Source organism: Streptosporangium sp. NPDC020145 (genome assembly GCF_040631275.1).
Lineage (GTDB): Bacteria > Actinomycetota > Actinomycetes > Streptosporangiales > Streptosporangiaceae > Streptosporangium.
In genome coordinates, this window is the sequence record NZ_JBEXZT010000011.1 from 26,546 (window position 1) to 41,474 (window position 14,929).

Here is a 14,929-nt window from a genome sequence, read left to right on the forward strand (position 1 = left end):
TCTCCCCTCTAGAACGCGAACACGCGGTCGACGGCTTCGAGGACCCGGTCCAGATCCGGGAGGTAGTGGTCCTCCAGCCTTGAGGGCGGGTAGGGGGTCGAAGGCCCGCCGACGCGCAGCACCGGGGCCTCCAGGTTGTAGAAGCACCTCTCGGTGACCCTGGCGGCGATCTCGGCGCCGAACCCGTTGTAGACGGGCGCCTCGTGGACCACGACGCACCGCCCGGTACGGCGCACCGACTCCACGACCCGGTCCACGTCGAGCGGGTTGAGCGAGCGCAGGTCGACCACCTCGACGGACCTGCCGTCCTCCTCGGCCGCCGTCGCGACCTCAAGGCAGGTCTTCACCATCGGGCCGTAGGCCAGCAGCGTCACGTCGCCGCCCTGCCGTACGATCCTGGCCTGGTCGAAGGGGGTCCAGTCAGCGGCGGAGGAGGCGGTGTCCACCTCGGCCTTCTCCCAGTAGCGCCGCTTGGGCTCGAAGAAGACGACCGGGTCGTCGCTCCTGATCGCCTGCTGGATCATGGTGTAGCCGTCGACGGGGTTGGAGCAGGCCACGACCCGCAGGCCACCGGTGTGGGTGAAGTAGGCCTCCGGCGACTCGCTGTGGTGCTCGACCGCGCCGATGCCGCCGCCACAGGGGATGCGCACCACGACGGGCAGCTTCAGCTTGCCCAGCGAGCGCAGCGGCATCTTGGCGAGCTGGGTGATGATCTGGTCGGCCGCCGGGAAGACGAAACCGTCGAACTGGATCTCGCAGACCGGGCGGTAGCCCCTGAGCGCGAGTCCGATCGCCGTGCCGATGATGCCGGACTCGGCCAGCGGGGTGTCGATGACCCGCTGCTCGCCGAAGTCCTTCTGCAGGCCGTCCGTGACGCGGAAGACACCGCCGAGCTTGCCGACGTCCTCACCCATGATCAGAACCTTGGGGTCGTCCTCCATGGCCTTGCGCATGCCCTCGTTGAGGGCCTTGGCCAGCGTGAGACTCGTCATCCCTCGAACCCCTCCAGGTAGGCGGCGAACTCCGCGCGCTCCTCCTCCATCAGCCGGTGCGGCTCCGCGTACACGTGGTCGAAGATCGCCAGTGGCTCGGGGTCCGGCAGGGCCAGACAACGCCTGCGGACGTCCTTGCCCAGCTCGTCGGCCTCGGCGTCGATCGCGTCGAAGAATTCCTGGTCGGCGATCTCGTTCTTGAACATGTAGGCGCGGACCCGCTCGATCGGGTCCTTGAGCTTCCACGCCTCAAGCTCGCTGGCCACGCGGTAGCGGGTCGGGTCGTCGGAGGTGGTGTGGGCGCCCATCCGGTAGGTGAAGGCCTCGATGAGGGTGGGTCCCTGGCCGGAACGCACGTCGGCCAGGGCCTTGCGGGTGACCGCCAGGCAGGCGAAGACGTCGTTGCCGTCCACCCGGACACCGGGGAAGCCGAAGCCGCTGGCCCTGCGGTACAGCGGGATGCGGGTCTGCTTCTCCAGCGGCTCCGAGATGGCCCACTGGTTGTTCTGGCAGAAGAAGACCACGGGGGCGTTGAAGACCGACGCCCAGATGAACGACTCGTTCACGTCGCCCTGGGAGGTGGCGCCGTCGCCGAAGTAGACCAGCGTCGCGTTCTCCGCGCCGTCGCGCTGCACACCCATGGCGTAGCCGACGGCGTGCAGGGTCTGGCTGCCGATGACGATCGTGTAGAGGTGGAAGTTGTGCTCAGCCGGGTCCCAGCCGCCGTGGTTGACCCCGCGGAACATGCCCAGGAGGTTGACCGGGTCGACCCCCCGGCACCAGGCGACGCCGTGCTCACGGTAGGTGGGGAAGACCATGTCCGTCGCGGCGAGCGCCCGTCCGGAGCCGATCTGCGCGGCCTCCTGACCGAGCAGGGAGGCCCACAGGCCGAGTTCGCCCTGGCGCTGCAGGGCGACCGCTTCCAGGTCGACGCGGCGCACCAGGACCAGGTCCCGGTAGAGACCGCGGATCTCCTCCGGGGTCAGGTCGATGTCGTAGTCGGGATGCTCGACCCGTTCCCCCTCCGGGGTCAGCAACTGGACGAGCTCCGCAGGTGCTTGCGCACCACGAGGGGCCTCGGCTGTCACGTGCCACTCCTGTGTGCTCAGGGCCTTGGGAGGTGGGTTCACCACCGCTGTCCGGCCGGTTAGCAGCGCATCCGATCCGACTGGTGGTGGTTCGTATGCGTTTGTGGACATCGTGGCAGAGGTCACATACCTGTGCGCAAGACCTGCCCCGACATCCATCTCGCCCCTTGTTCCCGCCGGATCACCCCTCTCACCCTCGCATGGACCGCTCCCTCGGCGCACGGACCGGTTCGTCGTGTGGAACGTGCCCGTCTCGCGGTCGCCCGGGCCCCGGGACCAAACGTCCGGCGGAGCCCGTTACTCTTGAGGCGCCTAACCGTCCCCGCAGCGACCAGGAGGAACACCGTGGCGCGCGTCATCGTCGACGTCATGCTGAAGCCCGAGATTCTCGACGCGCAGGGCCAGGCCATCGCCCGCGCGCTGCCGCGGCTCGGCTTCTCCGGCGTCTCCGCGGTACGGCAGGGCAAGCGGTTCGAGGTCGAGATCGACGGCCCCGCCGACGAGGCCGCCCTGGCCGAGGTTAGGAAGATGGCCGAGACCCTGCTGGCCAACACCGTCATCGAGGACTACACGGTCACCGCCGAGGCGTGAGTTTTTGCGGCGCCTTCGGCACCGCGGGCAGTGCCTTTTTGCGCCGCCTGGCGGCGTCGCGGGCTTGGGCGCCTCGAGCCAACGCTTTCCCTCGTCGCTCATCCGCTTCGCTCCTTCGCTCCTCAGTCCAAGCGTCGGCGCGCCCAAGCCGGGTTTCCTGCGCCACCTTCGGCGGCGGCGCGGGGCTTGGGCGCTTCGGGTCGGTGTCTTCCCTCGTCACTGCGTCGCTGCGCTCCTGCGTTCCTCGGTCCAGACACCGACGCGCCCAAGCCGAAACTCCTCACGCACGGCGCCGGTAACCCGTACCTTTTGGCGTCGTGGGTTCGGGGTGGCTGTCATCGGGCGATCATCGAGCGTTGAAGTAGGACCTGGACTGTGGCCTACACGGCGAAGATCCACACAGATCCCGGAACGCCCCTTATCTCAGGGGTAGATCCCTTACGCCCAGGTAGATCACTTTCTGGACCTGCCGTAATCCCACAGCTTGACCAACACTAAATAACATTAAGGTTATTTTGCGGTTAGCCCGGATTCCGCGGGGAAACCTTGACAGGGTGACGTCTGGCCCGGGAAGGGGGTCCGGTGGATATCGAGTTCTCGCTGGCTCTGCCGAGAGAGGCCGTCGGCATACCGATGGTCCGCAGAGCCCTTGGCGACTCGCTTCGCTCACTCGGCGTCACCGAAAGCTGCGTGTCCGACATCCTGCTCGCGGTCACCGAGGCGTGCGCCAACGCCGTACGCCACGGGGGCCCCGCCAACCGCTACGAGGTCGAGGTCGCGATCGGCTACGGCCGTTGTGACGTCCAGATCATCGACAGGGGGCAGGGCCTGGCCCGGCTCCCCGAGCACTACCCTCCGGGCGACACGGAGAACGGCCGGGGCATCCTGATCATGCAGGCCGTGGTCGACGAGATCTCCTTCGGCGTCACGCCGGGCCGGGGCACGACCGTGCACCTGCGCAAGCACCTCGACTGGGACGACGACGCCCTCCTGCTGCGCGAGAGCCTCGCGTGCGAGGGCCTCGTGCGCGAGGGGCTCATGTGTGACAACCGGGTGCGCGTCGGGCTGCCCCGCGAGGACCGCGTCCTCGCCGCGGTGTGAGAGACCCCACAGTTTCACCAGGTCACATGACTGAGAAGGCCATGCCGTACGGCCCGGCGACCTGCGCGTGTGACCCGCTTGTCGGGAACGGATAGCCTGGGCGCACCGCCGCAGACCGCTGTCCACCGTGAGAGACGCCGGCGCGGCGCTCGTTTGTGGAGGGGAACGCTGTCATGAGTGCTGCCCGCGTGGGCGTCGTCACTTTTCCCGGGACTCTTGACGATCAGGACGCGGCGCGTGCCGTACGTCACGCGGGCGGCGAGGCCGTTCCGCTGTGGCACGCCGACCCTGATCTCAAGGGAGTGGACGCGGTCTTCCTGCCCGGTGGGTTCTCCTACGGGGACTACCTCCGGTGCGGGGCCATCTCCAGGTTCGCGCCCCTGATGGAGGAGCTGATCCCGGCGGCCAGGGCCGGGCTTCCTGTTCTGGGCACCTGCAACGGCTTCCAGATCCTCTGCGAGGCCCACCTGCTGCCCGGCGCGCTGATGCGCAACGCGGGGCTGCACTACATCTGCCGTGACCAGGGCATCAGGGTCGAGAGCACCGCGACCCCCTGGACCTCCGACTTCACCGAGGGCCAGGAGATCGTGCTGCCGATCAAGCACGGCGAGGGCCGTTACGTGGCCGACCAGGAGACCCTCGGCGCCCTTGAGGCCAACGGGCAGGTCGTCTTCCGCTACGTCGGGGGCAATCCGAACGGCTCGCTGAACGACATCGCGGGCATCAGGAACGAGGCGGGCAACGTCGTCGGCCTCATGCCGCACCCCGAGCACGCGGTCGAAGACCTCACCGGAGCCCCGAGCACCGACGGCCGGGGCTTCTTCACCTCCATCCTGAAGAAGCTGGTGAACCTGTGAGCGAGCACGAGACCCCGCGCCCCGAGGCGGTTCTGGACACCGTCAAGCGGGCTCAGGACACCCCCGACGAGCGGCAGCCGTACGCCGAGCTGGGCATGAAGCTCGACGAGTACGACCGGGTCCGCGAGATCCTCGGCCGCAGGCCGACCAGCTCCGAGCTGGCCATCTACAGCGTCATGTGGAGCGAGCACTGCTCCTACAAGTCCTCCAAGGTGCACCTGCGCCAGTTCGGCACCAAGGCCCCTAAGTCGGAGGCCCTGCTGGTCGGCATGGGGGAGAACGCCGGCGTCGTGGACGTCGGCGACGGCTGGGCGGCCACCTTCAAGATCGAGTCGCACAACCACCCGTCCTACGTCGAACCGCACCAGGGCGCGGCGACCGGTGTCGGCGGCATCGTGCGCGACATCATGTCGATGGGCGCCAGGCCGATCGCGGTCATGGACGCCCTGCGCTTCGGCGGCGCCGACGCCCACGACACGCGGCGGGTGCTGCCCGGCGTGGTCGAGGGCATCAGCCACTACGGCAACTGCCTCGGGCTGCCCAACATCGGCGGCGAGGTCGTCTTCGACCCCTGCTACATCGGCAACCCGCTGGTCAACGCGCTGTGCGTCGGCCTGCTCCGCAAGGACCAGATCAAGCTGGCCACCGCTCCCGGGCCCGGCAACAAGGTCGTGCTCTTCGGCGCGCTGACCGGCCCCGACGGCATCGGCGGCGCCTCCGTCCTGGCCTCGGCCACCTTCGAGGACGAGTCGCAGGCCAAGCGCCCCAGCGTCCAGGTCGGCGACCCGTTCATGGAGAAGCTCCTGATCGAGTGCTGCCTTGAGCTGTACCAGGCGGACGTCGTCGTGGGCATCCAGGACCTCGGCGCGGCCGGTGTCTCGTGCGCGACCACCGAGCTCGCGGCCAAGGGCACCGGCGGCATGGACGTCAAGCTGGACCTCGTCCCGCTGCGCGATCCGTCGCTGCGGCCCGAGGAGATCCTGATGAGCGAGTCGCAGGAACGCATGATGGCGGTCGTCACCCCCGACGACATCGATGCCTTCATGGCGATCTGCGCCAAGTGGGACATCCCGGCGACTGTGATCGGCGAGGTCACCGACGGCGGACGCCTGGTGATGACCTGGCACGGCGAGACCATCGTGGACATCCCGCCGGGCACCGCGGCCGACGAGGGCCCCGTCTACGAGCGGCCCTTCCACGAGCCCGCCGGGCAGGCCGCCCTGAACGCCGACGTCCCCTCCCGCCTGGCCCGCTCCGAGGACCTGCGCGCCGCGCTGCTGCGGCTGCTCGGCTCGCCGAACCTGGCCTCGAAGGAGTGGGTCACCTCCCAGTACGACCGCTACGTCCGGGGCAACACCGTGCTGGCCCAGCCCGCCGACGCCGGGGTGCTGCGCATCAGCGAGGTCATGCCCGGCGCCGAGGAGACGACCAGGGGCATCGCGCTCGCCACGGACGGCAACGGCCGCTACGCCAGGCTCGACCCGTACGCGGGCGCGCAGCTCGCGCTGGCCGAGGCCTACCGCAACGTCGCGGTGACCGGGGCGACCCCGCTCGCGGTGACCAACTGCCTCAACTTCGGCTCCCCCGAGGACCCCGAGGTCATGTGGCAGTTCGCCGAGGCCACCCGGGGGCTCGCCGACGCCTGCAAGGCCCTCGGGGTGCCGGTGACCGGCGGAAACGTCTCCTTCTACAACCAGACGGGCTCCACCGCGATCCACCCGACCCCGGTCGTCGGCGTGCTCGGTGTGATCGACGACGTGGCGAACCGGGTCCGCAGCGGCTTCACCGCCCCCGGCCAGAAGGTTCTGCTGCTCGGCGAGACCGCGGAGGAGTTCGGCGGCTCCGAGTGGGCGCACGTGGTCCACGGTCACCTGGGCGGCCTGCCGCCGAAGGCCGACCTGGAGGCCGAGCGCGCCCTCGCCCTGGTCCTCACCGAGGCCGCCTCACGCGGCCTGCTGACCGGCTCCCACGACCTGTCCGACGGCGGTCTTGCGATCGCCCTGGCCGAGTCGGTCCTCGCCCAGGGGGTCGGCGCGACGGTCACCCTGCCGGACGACGACGCCTTCGTCGCCCTGTTCAGTGAGTCGTCGGCCCGCGCGCTGGTGACGGTCGCCCCGGAGTCGTTCGAGGCCTTCGCCGAGCTGTGCGCCGCCAACGACGTGCCCTGTCAGTGCCTGGGCCTCACCGGCGGTGACGCGCTGGTCGTGGAGAACGTCCTGGAGATCCCGGCCACCGAGCTGCGGGAGACCCACACCTCGACCCTCCCGGCCATCTTCGGCTGATCCATCCCCGTCGGGGGGTACGGCTCGCGGGCCGTGCCCCCCGACGGCGTTTCTCACGGTCCCCCGCGCCCCCGTGGCCGGGGACCCGCCGTGCCGGTCACCGCTCCTGCTCCGGCTCCGGCCTCTCGTGCCTGCCCGGTCTGGTCCGGGTCTCTGCCTGCTGCCTGGTCAGCGACGGTACGAAGTCCTTCTCCTCGACGGGCTTGCCCTCGTGCTTTCCCATGGAGGTTTCCCTTCTCGCGGGGCTCCCGGCATGACGTACTCACCGTGACTGTAACCTCGCTCCTCGTGTCCGGGGAGAGACAATCGGCTCCCCTGTCGGCCACCGTCAGGCGAGGCTGTCCAGGTGTGCCCGCAGAACGTCGAGGCAGAGCTCGGGCGAGAGCAGGTCGGGATACAGGACGGTGTTCAGGCTGAGGCCGTCGAGCAGGGAGCTCAGCCGCTCGATCTCGATGTCGAGGTCCAGGCCGGGCCGCAGGGTCCCGGTGTCGATCGCGCGCCGGAGAACGCGCCGGACGAGGGCCCGCATCCCCGCCGCGGCCTCACGGGCGAGATCGGCGTCGATCGCGGGGTGGGTCCTGGCCGCGGTGACGAAGTCGACGAAGACCGCAGCCTCGGCGCGGCGGGCCTCGTCGAGGGGCAGCAGTTCGGCGAACAGGTTCAGGGAGAGCCGGCGCCGCTGCTCTCCGGTGAGAGCCTCCAGGTCCCCCACTTCGTCGATGCGGCGCAGCAGCCGTCCCTCGACCCGGTCGAGCATGGACCGCATGGCGAAGCCCATCAGCTCCTGCTGGTTGGCGAAGTAGTGCCGCAGGGAGCCGATGTTCAGCCCGGCCTCGTCCGCGACCGCGCGCAGGGAGGCCGCCTGCAGACCGTCCCTGAAGACGACTCTGAACAGCGCGTCCACGACGTCGGCACGACGGGCGACCGGATCGACCTGCTTGGGCACACCTCTTTTTATCACACCTGTGATATCTTCGATTTATCACACCTGTGATAAATCGAAGGAGGAGCCGTGCAAACGGTGCTGACCCTGATGCTCGTCAGATTCGGCCTGATCGTGGGAGGGCTCGTGGTGGTCGCCCTGATCGCGTTCGGCGTCGCCGTCACGCTCAAGCGCCGGGGCAGGGGTGCCCAGGTCCGCCGATACGCCGAGGCCGCCGCCGGCTACCTCGAAACCCGTGCCACCGCACGGCCCGGGCGGGGAGGTTCCCGTGGACGGCTCGCCGGTGAGGCGGTCCGGTTCGCGGCCCGGTACCTGGATGACGACCAACGTCTTCGGGATGACCGGCCCTCCGAGGACAGTCGGCGCTTCGGGGACGAGCGGTACGGAAGGGACGACCGGTGAGCGGAGACGGGGGCTCGGAACTGCTCGACCACCTGCTGCACGACTTCATCGTCAAGGGGATCATCGTGGCCGTCGCCCTGGTCGTCCTCGCGGTGGGCATGGTGATCATCTGGCGGATGGCCGGGCGGAGCGGCCCCCGCGACCGCGACCGATGACACGCGAGGCACGGGGGTACTCGCGAGCGTGGGCCTACCGGGAGCCGAGGCCTGCCGAGCGCGGAGCGTTTCCGGACACGGGGGTTTCCAGGCGCGGGGCTTTCCGGCGTGAAGGTCCAGGCGTGGAGGTTTCTGAGCGTGGAGCCTTTCCAGGCATGAGAGTTCCAGGCGTGGGAGCCGTCCAAGGCGGGAGCCGTCCAAGGCGGGAACGAGAAAGGCCCCTCCCGGAGTGCGGCCGGGGAGGAGCCTTCCTGGTCCTGCGTGGGGCGCGGGTCGCGCCCCTTCTGTCCGTGAGTCGCGTGAGGCCGGGTGTCCCGACTCCGTCCTCACGCGACCCACCTGGCCCTGCCATTCGTACGGCGGGGGCCGAGGAAGGGCCATCCGCTACGCGGAGCCCTTCCCGTCGAGCTCTCCTGGATCAGGAGAGGCAGATCACATAGATGGTGCCGCTGGCGTTCTTGCCGGACACGGTCCAGCCGGTCGGGGCGCCGCTGCCGGCGTTGGGAGCGCTCGCGTAGATCTGGGCCGAGCCGCTTCCGCTCCCGAGGCTGTAGCCGCCGCCGGTGGCCTTGCCCGAGTCGCAGGTCACGGTCTTGGAATTGCTGCCATAGCCGCCACCGCCGAAGCTGAACTGGGCGGTGTAGGTGTTCAGGGTACCGGCGCCGCCGGAACCGGGCTCACCCTTCTCGCCCTTCTGGCCCTGGGGACCCTGCGGGCCCGCGGGGCCCTGAGGACCCTGGTCACCCTTCTCACCCTTGGCACCGGGCTTGCCGTCCTCACCGGCCGGGCCCTGCGGACCCTGCTTGCCCTGAGGGCCTGCCGGACCCTGGTCTCCCTTGGGGCCCTGGGCACCGGGCTTGCCGTCCTCGCCCGGCTTGCCGTCCGCGCCGTCCTTGCCATCCTTGCCGGGAGCACCCTGCGGACCCTCAGCGCCCTTGGGGCCCTGCGGACCCGCCGGGCCCTGCTTGCCCGGCAGGCCCTGCTCGCCCTTGGGGCCCTGCGGACCGGCCGGGCCCTGGGCGCCGTCCTTGCCCGGGGCGCCCTGCGCGCCACGAGGGCCGGAGCTGGCGATGCCCTGGCTGACGTTGTTGCCGTCACCCCAGGTCACTCGGATCTCGGTGGGCCTGCACACGGCGGACGGGTTCACGATGCGCGCGTAACGCGTCTTCTTGTTCACACAGGCGTGAATCTCGGAACCGGCCGTCGCTGCGACGGCGCTGCCGCCCACGGTGAGCATGGTTCCGGCCAGCACTCCGACGGCCACGACACTAAGCGTGCGGGCGCCCGGCACCTTGAAAGCCACAGGGCTTCCTCTCTGCTACACCAGTTACTGGTGTGTTGGAAGGGGTCATTTAGGACACGCTTAGACCGTTCCATTCGTTGTCACGCTAATCATCACGTTTTCGCATCACTCCCGCTTCGCCGTACCGAACGCCAGTTCAGGGGTGCGGAGGCATCTCACAACGGGCGTGCCGCACGGCGGGCCGCCATGACCTCGACGCCGCCGATCAGCAGGTCGACCCCGAAGGTGTCGTAGACCTCGGCCGAACAGCCGTCGACGAGCGGGGTGGCCATCTCCACGAGGTGCGGGTAGGACTCGCGGGGCAGCGACTGCAGGCTGAGCCGTTTGATCCGCTTGACCTCGGCCGCCTCGTGGTCCGACGGACGGCGCCGGTCGCGCGCCTCCCCTCCGGCGAGGGCGATCGCGCCCTTCAGGAGGTATCTGGCGACCAGGCAGCTCTCCTCGTAGGTGAACCCGGCCTGGTTGATCAGGCCGAGCGCGGTGTCCCACACCCGCAGGAAGCTCGGCACCTCCATCTGGTCCACCTCCTCAAGCACGGAGGCGGCGCACGTGTGCCGTCGCAGGATGCCGACCAGGTCCGCGACGAGACCGCGCAGCCGCTCGTTCCACGGTCCCGTGGCGTCCTCCTGGGTCGCGAAGCCGCGCATCAGGTGGTCGCCCATGCCGACGGTCAGCTGCTCCTTGTTCTTGAAATGCCAGTACAGGGCCATGGGAGTGACACCCAGGTCCTGGGCGAGCCGCCTGATCGTGACCGCCTGGAGTCCTTCGGCGTCACCGATGCGCAGCGCCTGGTCGATGACGGCGTCCCGGGTCAGTTTTCCCATCACGGTTGACAACTATACGCCGTACAAGCTCAACTATGCGATGTACATGTACAACGTATAAGTACACCGTATAGGAGTTGACGTGACGACTGACCGCCGGTGGTGGGCGTTGGGGGCGATCTCGCTCGGGACGTTCATGACCTACCTCGACAACAACGTGGTGAACGTCGCGCTGCCGACGATCCAGCGGGACCTCGGGCTGAGCCTGTCCGGACTTGAGTGGATCGTCAGCAGCTACATCCTGGTGTTCGCCGGACTGATGCTGGCCGGAGGGCGGCTGGCCGACATCCTCGGCCGACGAAGGATCTTCGTGCTCGGGCTGAGCGTCTTCACCCTGGCCTCCCTCGCCGCCGGGCTGGCCACCACCGGCGGCCTCCTGATCGCCGCCAGGGCGGCCCAGGGCGTCGGCGCCGCCCTGCTGACCCCGACCGCGCTCGCCCTGATCAGGTCGGTCTTCCCCGACGCCAGGGAACGTGCGACCGCCATCGGCCTGTGGAGCTCCGTCGGCGCGCTCGCCCTGGCCCTCGGGCCGTTGACCGGTGGTTTCATCAGTGAGAACTGGCGGTGGGGCTGGATCTACCTGATCAACGTGCCCGTCGGGCTGGTGACCGTCGGCCTGACCCTCTGGGCGATCAGGGACACCCCCGACGGCCGCGTACGGCACAGCCTGGACATCCCCGGCCTGGCCACGTCGAGCCTGGCGATGTTCGCCCTGACCTACGGACTCATCGAGGGCGGCCGGGCCGGTTGGACCTCACCGGAGATCCTCGGCGCGTTCGGACTGGCCGTCGCCTTCGCGATCGCGTTCGTCGTCATCGAGCGCCGGAGCCGGGAGCCGATGATCGACCTGTCGGTGTTCAGGTCACGGGTGGTCAGCGGCGGCATGCTCTCGATCGGGCTGTGGGCGTTCGGCGTGTTCGGGATCTACTTCTTCACCGCGCTCTACCTGCAGAACGCGCTGGGCTTCTCCCCCCTTGAGGCCGGGGCCTCCTTCGTGCCGATGGCCCTGGTGATGGCGGTGTCCGCCGCCCTGTCCGCCCGGATCAGCCAGACGGTCGGCACCGCGCCGACCGTGGCGGCCGGACTCCTCGTGATGGCCGGGGCGATCTTCGGGATCTCCTTCGTCGGCGAGGGAGGCACCTTCGGCGACCTGCTGCCGTGGTTCCTGCTGTACGGCCTCGGCGGCGGCCTGCTCGTCCCGGTCACCACGGTCGTCCTGGGCATGCTCCCCGCGGACCGCGCCGGAATCGCCGCGGGCGTGCTGAACGTCTCCCGGGAGGTCTTCGGCCTGCTCGGCGTCACGATCCTCGGGGCCATCCTGAACGGCAGGCAGACGGCGTTCCTCGCGGACGGCGCGGGCCCGCTGACGGCCTTCCTCGACGCCTACCGGACGACCCTGGTGATCGCGGCGCTCATCGTGCTGGTCGGGGTGCCGGTCAGCCTGTTCTCCCTGCGCCGGTCCCGCTCGGGGCGGGACGGGGACAGGCCCGCGGAGGCCGTACCGGCGATGGCGCAGGGATGAGGAAGTACGGTGCCGCCCGCGACCCCGCCCAGATGGGCGCGGGCGGCACCGGGATCATCGGGTCAGGAGCCGATCTTCCCGCCCCTCCTGTGCCAGGTGACCACCACGGCGGGGCGGGGCTGACTGGTGCCCCCGTCCGGCCAGTGGCTGCTCGGCGCCTCCGGGGTGGCGCCGTTGGTCTCCCCGGGGTGCTGGACGGCCGTGAAGACACTGCGCTGGTCGGGGCTGACCAGGGGGCCACAGGTCTCCGCGCCGACCGGGACGCTCAGGAACTGCTTGAGGTGGCCGCGCTCGGGACCGCGGACCGGCATGACGAACAGGCCGTCGTGGGCGCCGAGCTGGTTGCCGTCGGTGGAGATCCACAGGTTGCCGTCGCCGTCGAAGGCGACGTTGTCCGGGCAGGAGATCGGCGAGACCTTCGTCTTGTCGAACCCGGCGAAGTAGGTCGCCGGGTCGTTCGGGTCACCGCAGACCAGCGGCAGCGACCAGGAGAAGGTCGTGGCGCCCGCGTCGTCGCGCCGCTCCGTGATCTCCAGGATGTGGCCGTGCTTGTTGGCCGGACGCGGGTTGGCCTCGTCCACCTGCGCGGGGGTCCGGTTGGCGTTGTTGGTCAGCGCCACGTAGACGCCACCGGTGACCGGGTTGCGCTCCACGTCCTCGGGACGGTCCATCTTGGTCGCGCCGACCTTGTCCGCCGCCGACCGGGTGTAGACGAGGACCTCCTGGGCCGTCATGCCGGGCACGTGCGAGATGCCGCCGGTCACCAGCGGAATCCACTGCCCGGAGCCGTCGAAGCTTCCGTCTGAGGGCAGCTTGCCGCTGCCGTCGATCTCCTTGGCCGGGCTGTCCCCGGTGAACTTCGCGACGTACAGCGTGCCCTCGTCGAGCAGCGTCCGGTTGTGCCGGTCGAAGCCGGGGATGTAGCGCCTCTTCGAGACGAACTTGTAGACGTACTCGAACCGGGAGTCGTCCCCCATGTAGGCCACGACCCGGCCGTCCCTGGCCAGGGTGGTCGTCGCGCCCTCGTGGGCGAGCCTGCCCAGGGCGGTGCGCTTGATCGGGGTCGAGGTGGGGTCGAACGGGTCGATCTCCACGATCCACCCGAACCTGTTGACCTCGTTGGGGTGCTTGGCCAGGTCGAAACGCTCCTCGACCCGGTCGAACCTGCGGTTGCCCGCCGGGACGCCGGTCGTGGGGCTCACGCCGTACCGGGAGAGGTAGGGCTTCTGGGCCTCGGGGACGCCGTTGCCGTTGACGAAGTACTGGTTGAAGTTCTCCTCGCCGCTCAGCACCGTCCCCCACGGGGTCGTGCCGCCGGCGCAGTTGTTGAGCGTGCCGACCGGGGTGGTGCCCGCCGGGTCGGCCGCGGTCTTCAGCAGGTCGCCGCCCGCGGCGGGCCCGGTGAAGCGCATCGGGGTCAGCGCGGTGATCCGGCGGTTGTAGCGGCGGCGTCCCCGGGTGACGAGCCGCCACTGCCCGGTCCCGCCGACCCGCTCGACCTCGACCACCGAGCCGCCGTGTGCGGCCAGCGCGATCCTGATCTGCTCCTCGGTCGCGGCGTCACCGTTGGTGTAACCGCGGAACATCAGGTTCTCGTCGGTGTACTCGTGGTTGACCCAGAGCAGGCCACGGTGGCCGCCCAGCGGGAAGAAGGTGACGAAGTCGTTGTTGTAGCCGAACTGCTTGGCCTGCGCGTCCGCGCTCTGGTTCTCGAAGTCGAAGGCGGGCGCGTCGGGCAGCACCGGGTCACCCCAGCGCACCACCGGCGCCGTCTCGTAGCCCTCGGGAACCGTCACCCTGTCGTCGGTGTTCGGCGGGACCGCGGTGAAGGTGAGCCTGCCGCCGCCGTGACCCCCGTGCCCTCCCGGGCCGCCGTGACCGGGACCGAAGGCCTGCGCCGCGTCGTCGGGGCCGGGAGCGGCCAGGGCCGGGGCCGCGCCCGTCGCGACGGCGCCGATCGCGAGCGCGCCGAGGGTGCCCGCGCGCAGCACCCCGCGGCGGGAGACGACCTCGGCGACCACGTCACCGAAGTAGGTGTTCTCGCTGGTGTTCTGGACGTCGTGAGCGCACTGGTTGCCGCAGCGGAACCAGCAGGTCAGCGCGCTGCGTCCACCCCCGTGAGGGTTGGCCAGCAGGGGGAGCGCTCTGCGCGGTGACACGTTCGCCACGGGGGCCTCCAAGGTTGTGGTGCGACCGGTTCGGCTGGACGTTACGAGGGCCGGGGGAATCCGGAGTGAACGACGTCTGCCCACCCGGTGAAGCGTGTGTCGCGATCCCCACCCCGAGCCGGGGGATGATGGGAACGTGCCTCCTCACAAGCCGGATCCCGCCAAGGTCCACGCCGCCCTCGACGCCCAGCTCGTCGCGCTCGGCGAGCCCGCCTACGACGGCGGGGAGACGACCGCCGAGTTGCTGCGGGCCTGCGTCGCCGTGGTGCTGCGGGCCTACGACCTGGGCCTGCGCCCCGAGCGGGAGGCCGCCCGCTTCGCCGTACGGCACCTGCTCGACCGGCTGGCCACGGCGGCTCCGGGACGGACCGTCGAGGTGCGGGTCCCGCCGTACGCCGCGGTGCAGTGCGTCGAGGGGCCCCGGCACACCCGGGGCACCCCGCCGAACGTGATCGAGACCGACGCGCTCACCTGGCTCGAACTGGCCACCGGGCGGCTGACCTGGGAGCGGGCCGAGGAGGAGGGCAGGGTCACGGCGAGTGGAAGCCGGGCAGACCTCTCCGCCCACCTGCCCGTCGCCTAGAAACCACCCGAAGGTCTCGCCCGCCACACCGTAGAACCACCCGGAGCACGGCGTGCGGCTGACCGAGGTCGTCTCCTTCTCGTCGCCCGCCACGCCGTAGGACCACTCGGAGCCCCTC

At 70.0% G+C, this 14,929-nt stretch carries 15 protein-coding genes; 8 read left to right on the forward strand and 7 right to left on the reverse strand.

The features are described 5' to 3' along the window. Window positions 1-8: 8 nt before the first annotated feature. Both ABZ463_RS21135 and pdhA read right to left on the reverse strand, forming a co-directional pair. Window positions 9-992, reverse strand: coding sequence for an alpha-ketoacid dehydrogenase subunit beta (locus ABZ463_RS21135; RefSeq protein ID WP_352015235.1), 984 nt, complete (start codon window positions 990-992; stop codon window positions 9-11). Next, window positions 989-2,080 carry a pyruvate dehydrogenase (acetyl-transferring) E1 component subunit alpha gene (gene pdhA / locus ABZ463_RS21140; protein ID WP_352015236.1) on the reverse strand — a complete coding sequence of 364 codons (1,092 nt, stop codon included), beginning with the start codon at window positions 2,078-2,080 and terminating at the stop codon, window positions 989-991. The genes ABZ463_RS21135 and pdhA overlap by 4 nt, the downstream gene beginning before the upstream one ends. A 345-nt stretch (window positions 2,081-2,425) precedes the next feature. Between pdhA and purS the strand changes: the two genes are divergently transcribed. The 4 genes from purS (at window position 2,426) to purL (ending at window position 6,911) form a co-directional block, all read left to right on the forward strand. Continuing rightward, window positions 2,426-2,671 (forward strand): phosphoribosylformylglycinamidine synthase subunit PurS, encoded by a 246-nt coding sequence (gene purS / locus ABZ463_RS21145; RefSeq protein WP_352015237.1) that lies wholly within the window; start codon window positions 2,426-2,428, stop codon window positions 2,669-2,671. Between the two features lie 582 nt (window positions 2,672-3,253). Beyond that, window positions 3,254-3,772 carry an ATP-binding protein gene (locus tag ABZ463_RS21150; RefSeq protein WP_352015238.1) on the forward strand — a complete coding sequence of 173 codons (519 nt, stop codon included), beginning with the start codon at window positions 3,254-3,256 and terminating at the stop codon, window positions 3,770-3,772. 173 nt (window positions 3,773-3,945) lie between these two features. Then, entirely contained in the window at window positions 3,946-4,629 is a 684-nt protein-coding gene (gene purQ / locus ABZ463_RS21155; RefSeq protein ID WP_362778135.1) for a phosphoribosylformylglycinamidine synthase subunit PurQ, read from the forward strand. Between the two features lie 32 nt (window positions 4,630-4,661). Then, on the forward strand, window positions 4,662-6,911 hold the full coding sequence (gene purL, locus ABZ463_RS21160) for a phosphoribosylformylglycinamidine synthase subunit PurL (RefSeq protein ID WP_362778477.1): 2,250 nt from the start codon (window positions 4,662-4,664) through the stop codon (window positions 6,909-6,911). Between the two features lie 97 nt (window positions 6,912-7,008). On the opposite strand, the gene ABZ463_RS21165 is transcribed toward purL, so the two are convergent. Continuing rightward, complete coding sequence (locus ABZ463_RS21165; RefSeq protein ID WP_352015240.1) at window positions 7,009-7,134, reverse strand: hypothetical protein; 126 nt, start codon at window positions 7,132-7,134, stop codon at window positions 7,009-7,011. 105 nt (window positions 7,135-7,239) lie between these two features. Continuing rightward, the gene (locus ABZ463_RS21170; RefSeq protein WP_362778139.1) at window positions 7,240-7,857 is read right to left on the reverse strand and encodes a TetR family transcriptional regulator C-terminal domain-containing protein; all 618 of its coding nucleotides are present in this window, start codon (window positions 7,855-7,857) and stop codon (window positions 7,240-7,242) included. Between the two features lie 66 nt (window positions 7,858-7,923). Between ABZ463_RS21170 and ABZ463_RS21175 the strand changes: the two genes are divergently transcribed. Then, the gene (locus ABZ463_RS21175) at window positions 7,924-8,256 is read left to right on the forward strand and encodes a hypothetical protein (protein ID WP_362778142.1); all 333 of its coding nucleotides are present in this window, start codon (window positions 7,924-7,926) and stop codon (window positions 8,254-8,256) included. Further along, entirely contained in the window at window positions 8,253-8,411 is a 159-nt protein-coding gene (locus tag ABZ463_RS21180) for a hypothetical protein (RefSeq protein ID WP_352015243.1), read from the forward strand. Before ABZ463_RS21175 ends, ABZ463_RS21180 begins: the two co-directional genes overlap by 4 nt. 418 nt (window positions 8,412-8,829) lie before the next feature. Here ABZ463_RS21180 and ABZ463_RS21185 read toward each other — a convergent pair whose 3' ends face one another. Then, complete coding sequence (locus tag ABZ463_RS21185) at window positions 8,830-9,714, reverse strand: hypothetical protein (protein ID WP_362778146.1); 885 nt, start codon at window positions 9,712-9,714, stop codon at window positions 8,830-8,832. Window positions 9,715-9,869: 155 nt separating this feature from the next. After that, a complete protein-coding gene (locus tag ABZ463_RS21190) occupies window positions 9,870-10,538 on the reverse strand; it encodes a TetR family transcriptional regulator (protein ID WP_362778480.1) in 669 nt (222 codons plus the stop codon). Between the two features lie 82 nt (window positions 10,539-10,620). Between ABZ463_RS21190 and ABZ463_RS21195 the strand changes: the two genes are divergently transcribed. Continuing rightward, window positions 10,621-12,060 carry an MFS transporter gene (locus tag ABZ463_RS21195; RefSeq protein ID WP_362778148.1) on the forward strand — a complete coding sequence of 480 codons (1,440 nt, stop codon included), beginning with the start codon at window positions 10,621-10,623 and terminating at the stop codon, window positions 12,058-12,060. Window positions 12,061-12,122: 62 nt separating this feature from the next. Here ABZ463_RS21195 and ABZ463_RS21200 read toward each other — a convergent pair whose 3' ends face one another. Further along, complete coding sequence (locus ABZ463_RS21200) at window positions 12,123-14,228, reverse strand: PhoX family phosphatase (RefSeq protein ID WP_362778151.1); 2,106 nt, start codon at window positions 14,226-14,228, stop codon at window positions 12,123-12,125. Window positions 14,229-14,364: 136 nt separating this feature from the next. On the opposite strand from ABZ463_RS21200, the gene ABZ463_RS21205 reads away from it, so the two are divergent. Next, entirely contained in the window at window positions 14,365-14,811 is a 447-nt protein-coding gene (locus ABZ463_RS21205) for a sterol carrier family protein (RefSeq protein WP_362778153.1), read from the forward strand. Window positions 14,812-14,929 lie beyond the last annotated feature (118 nt).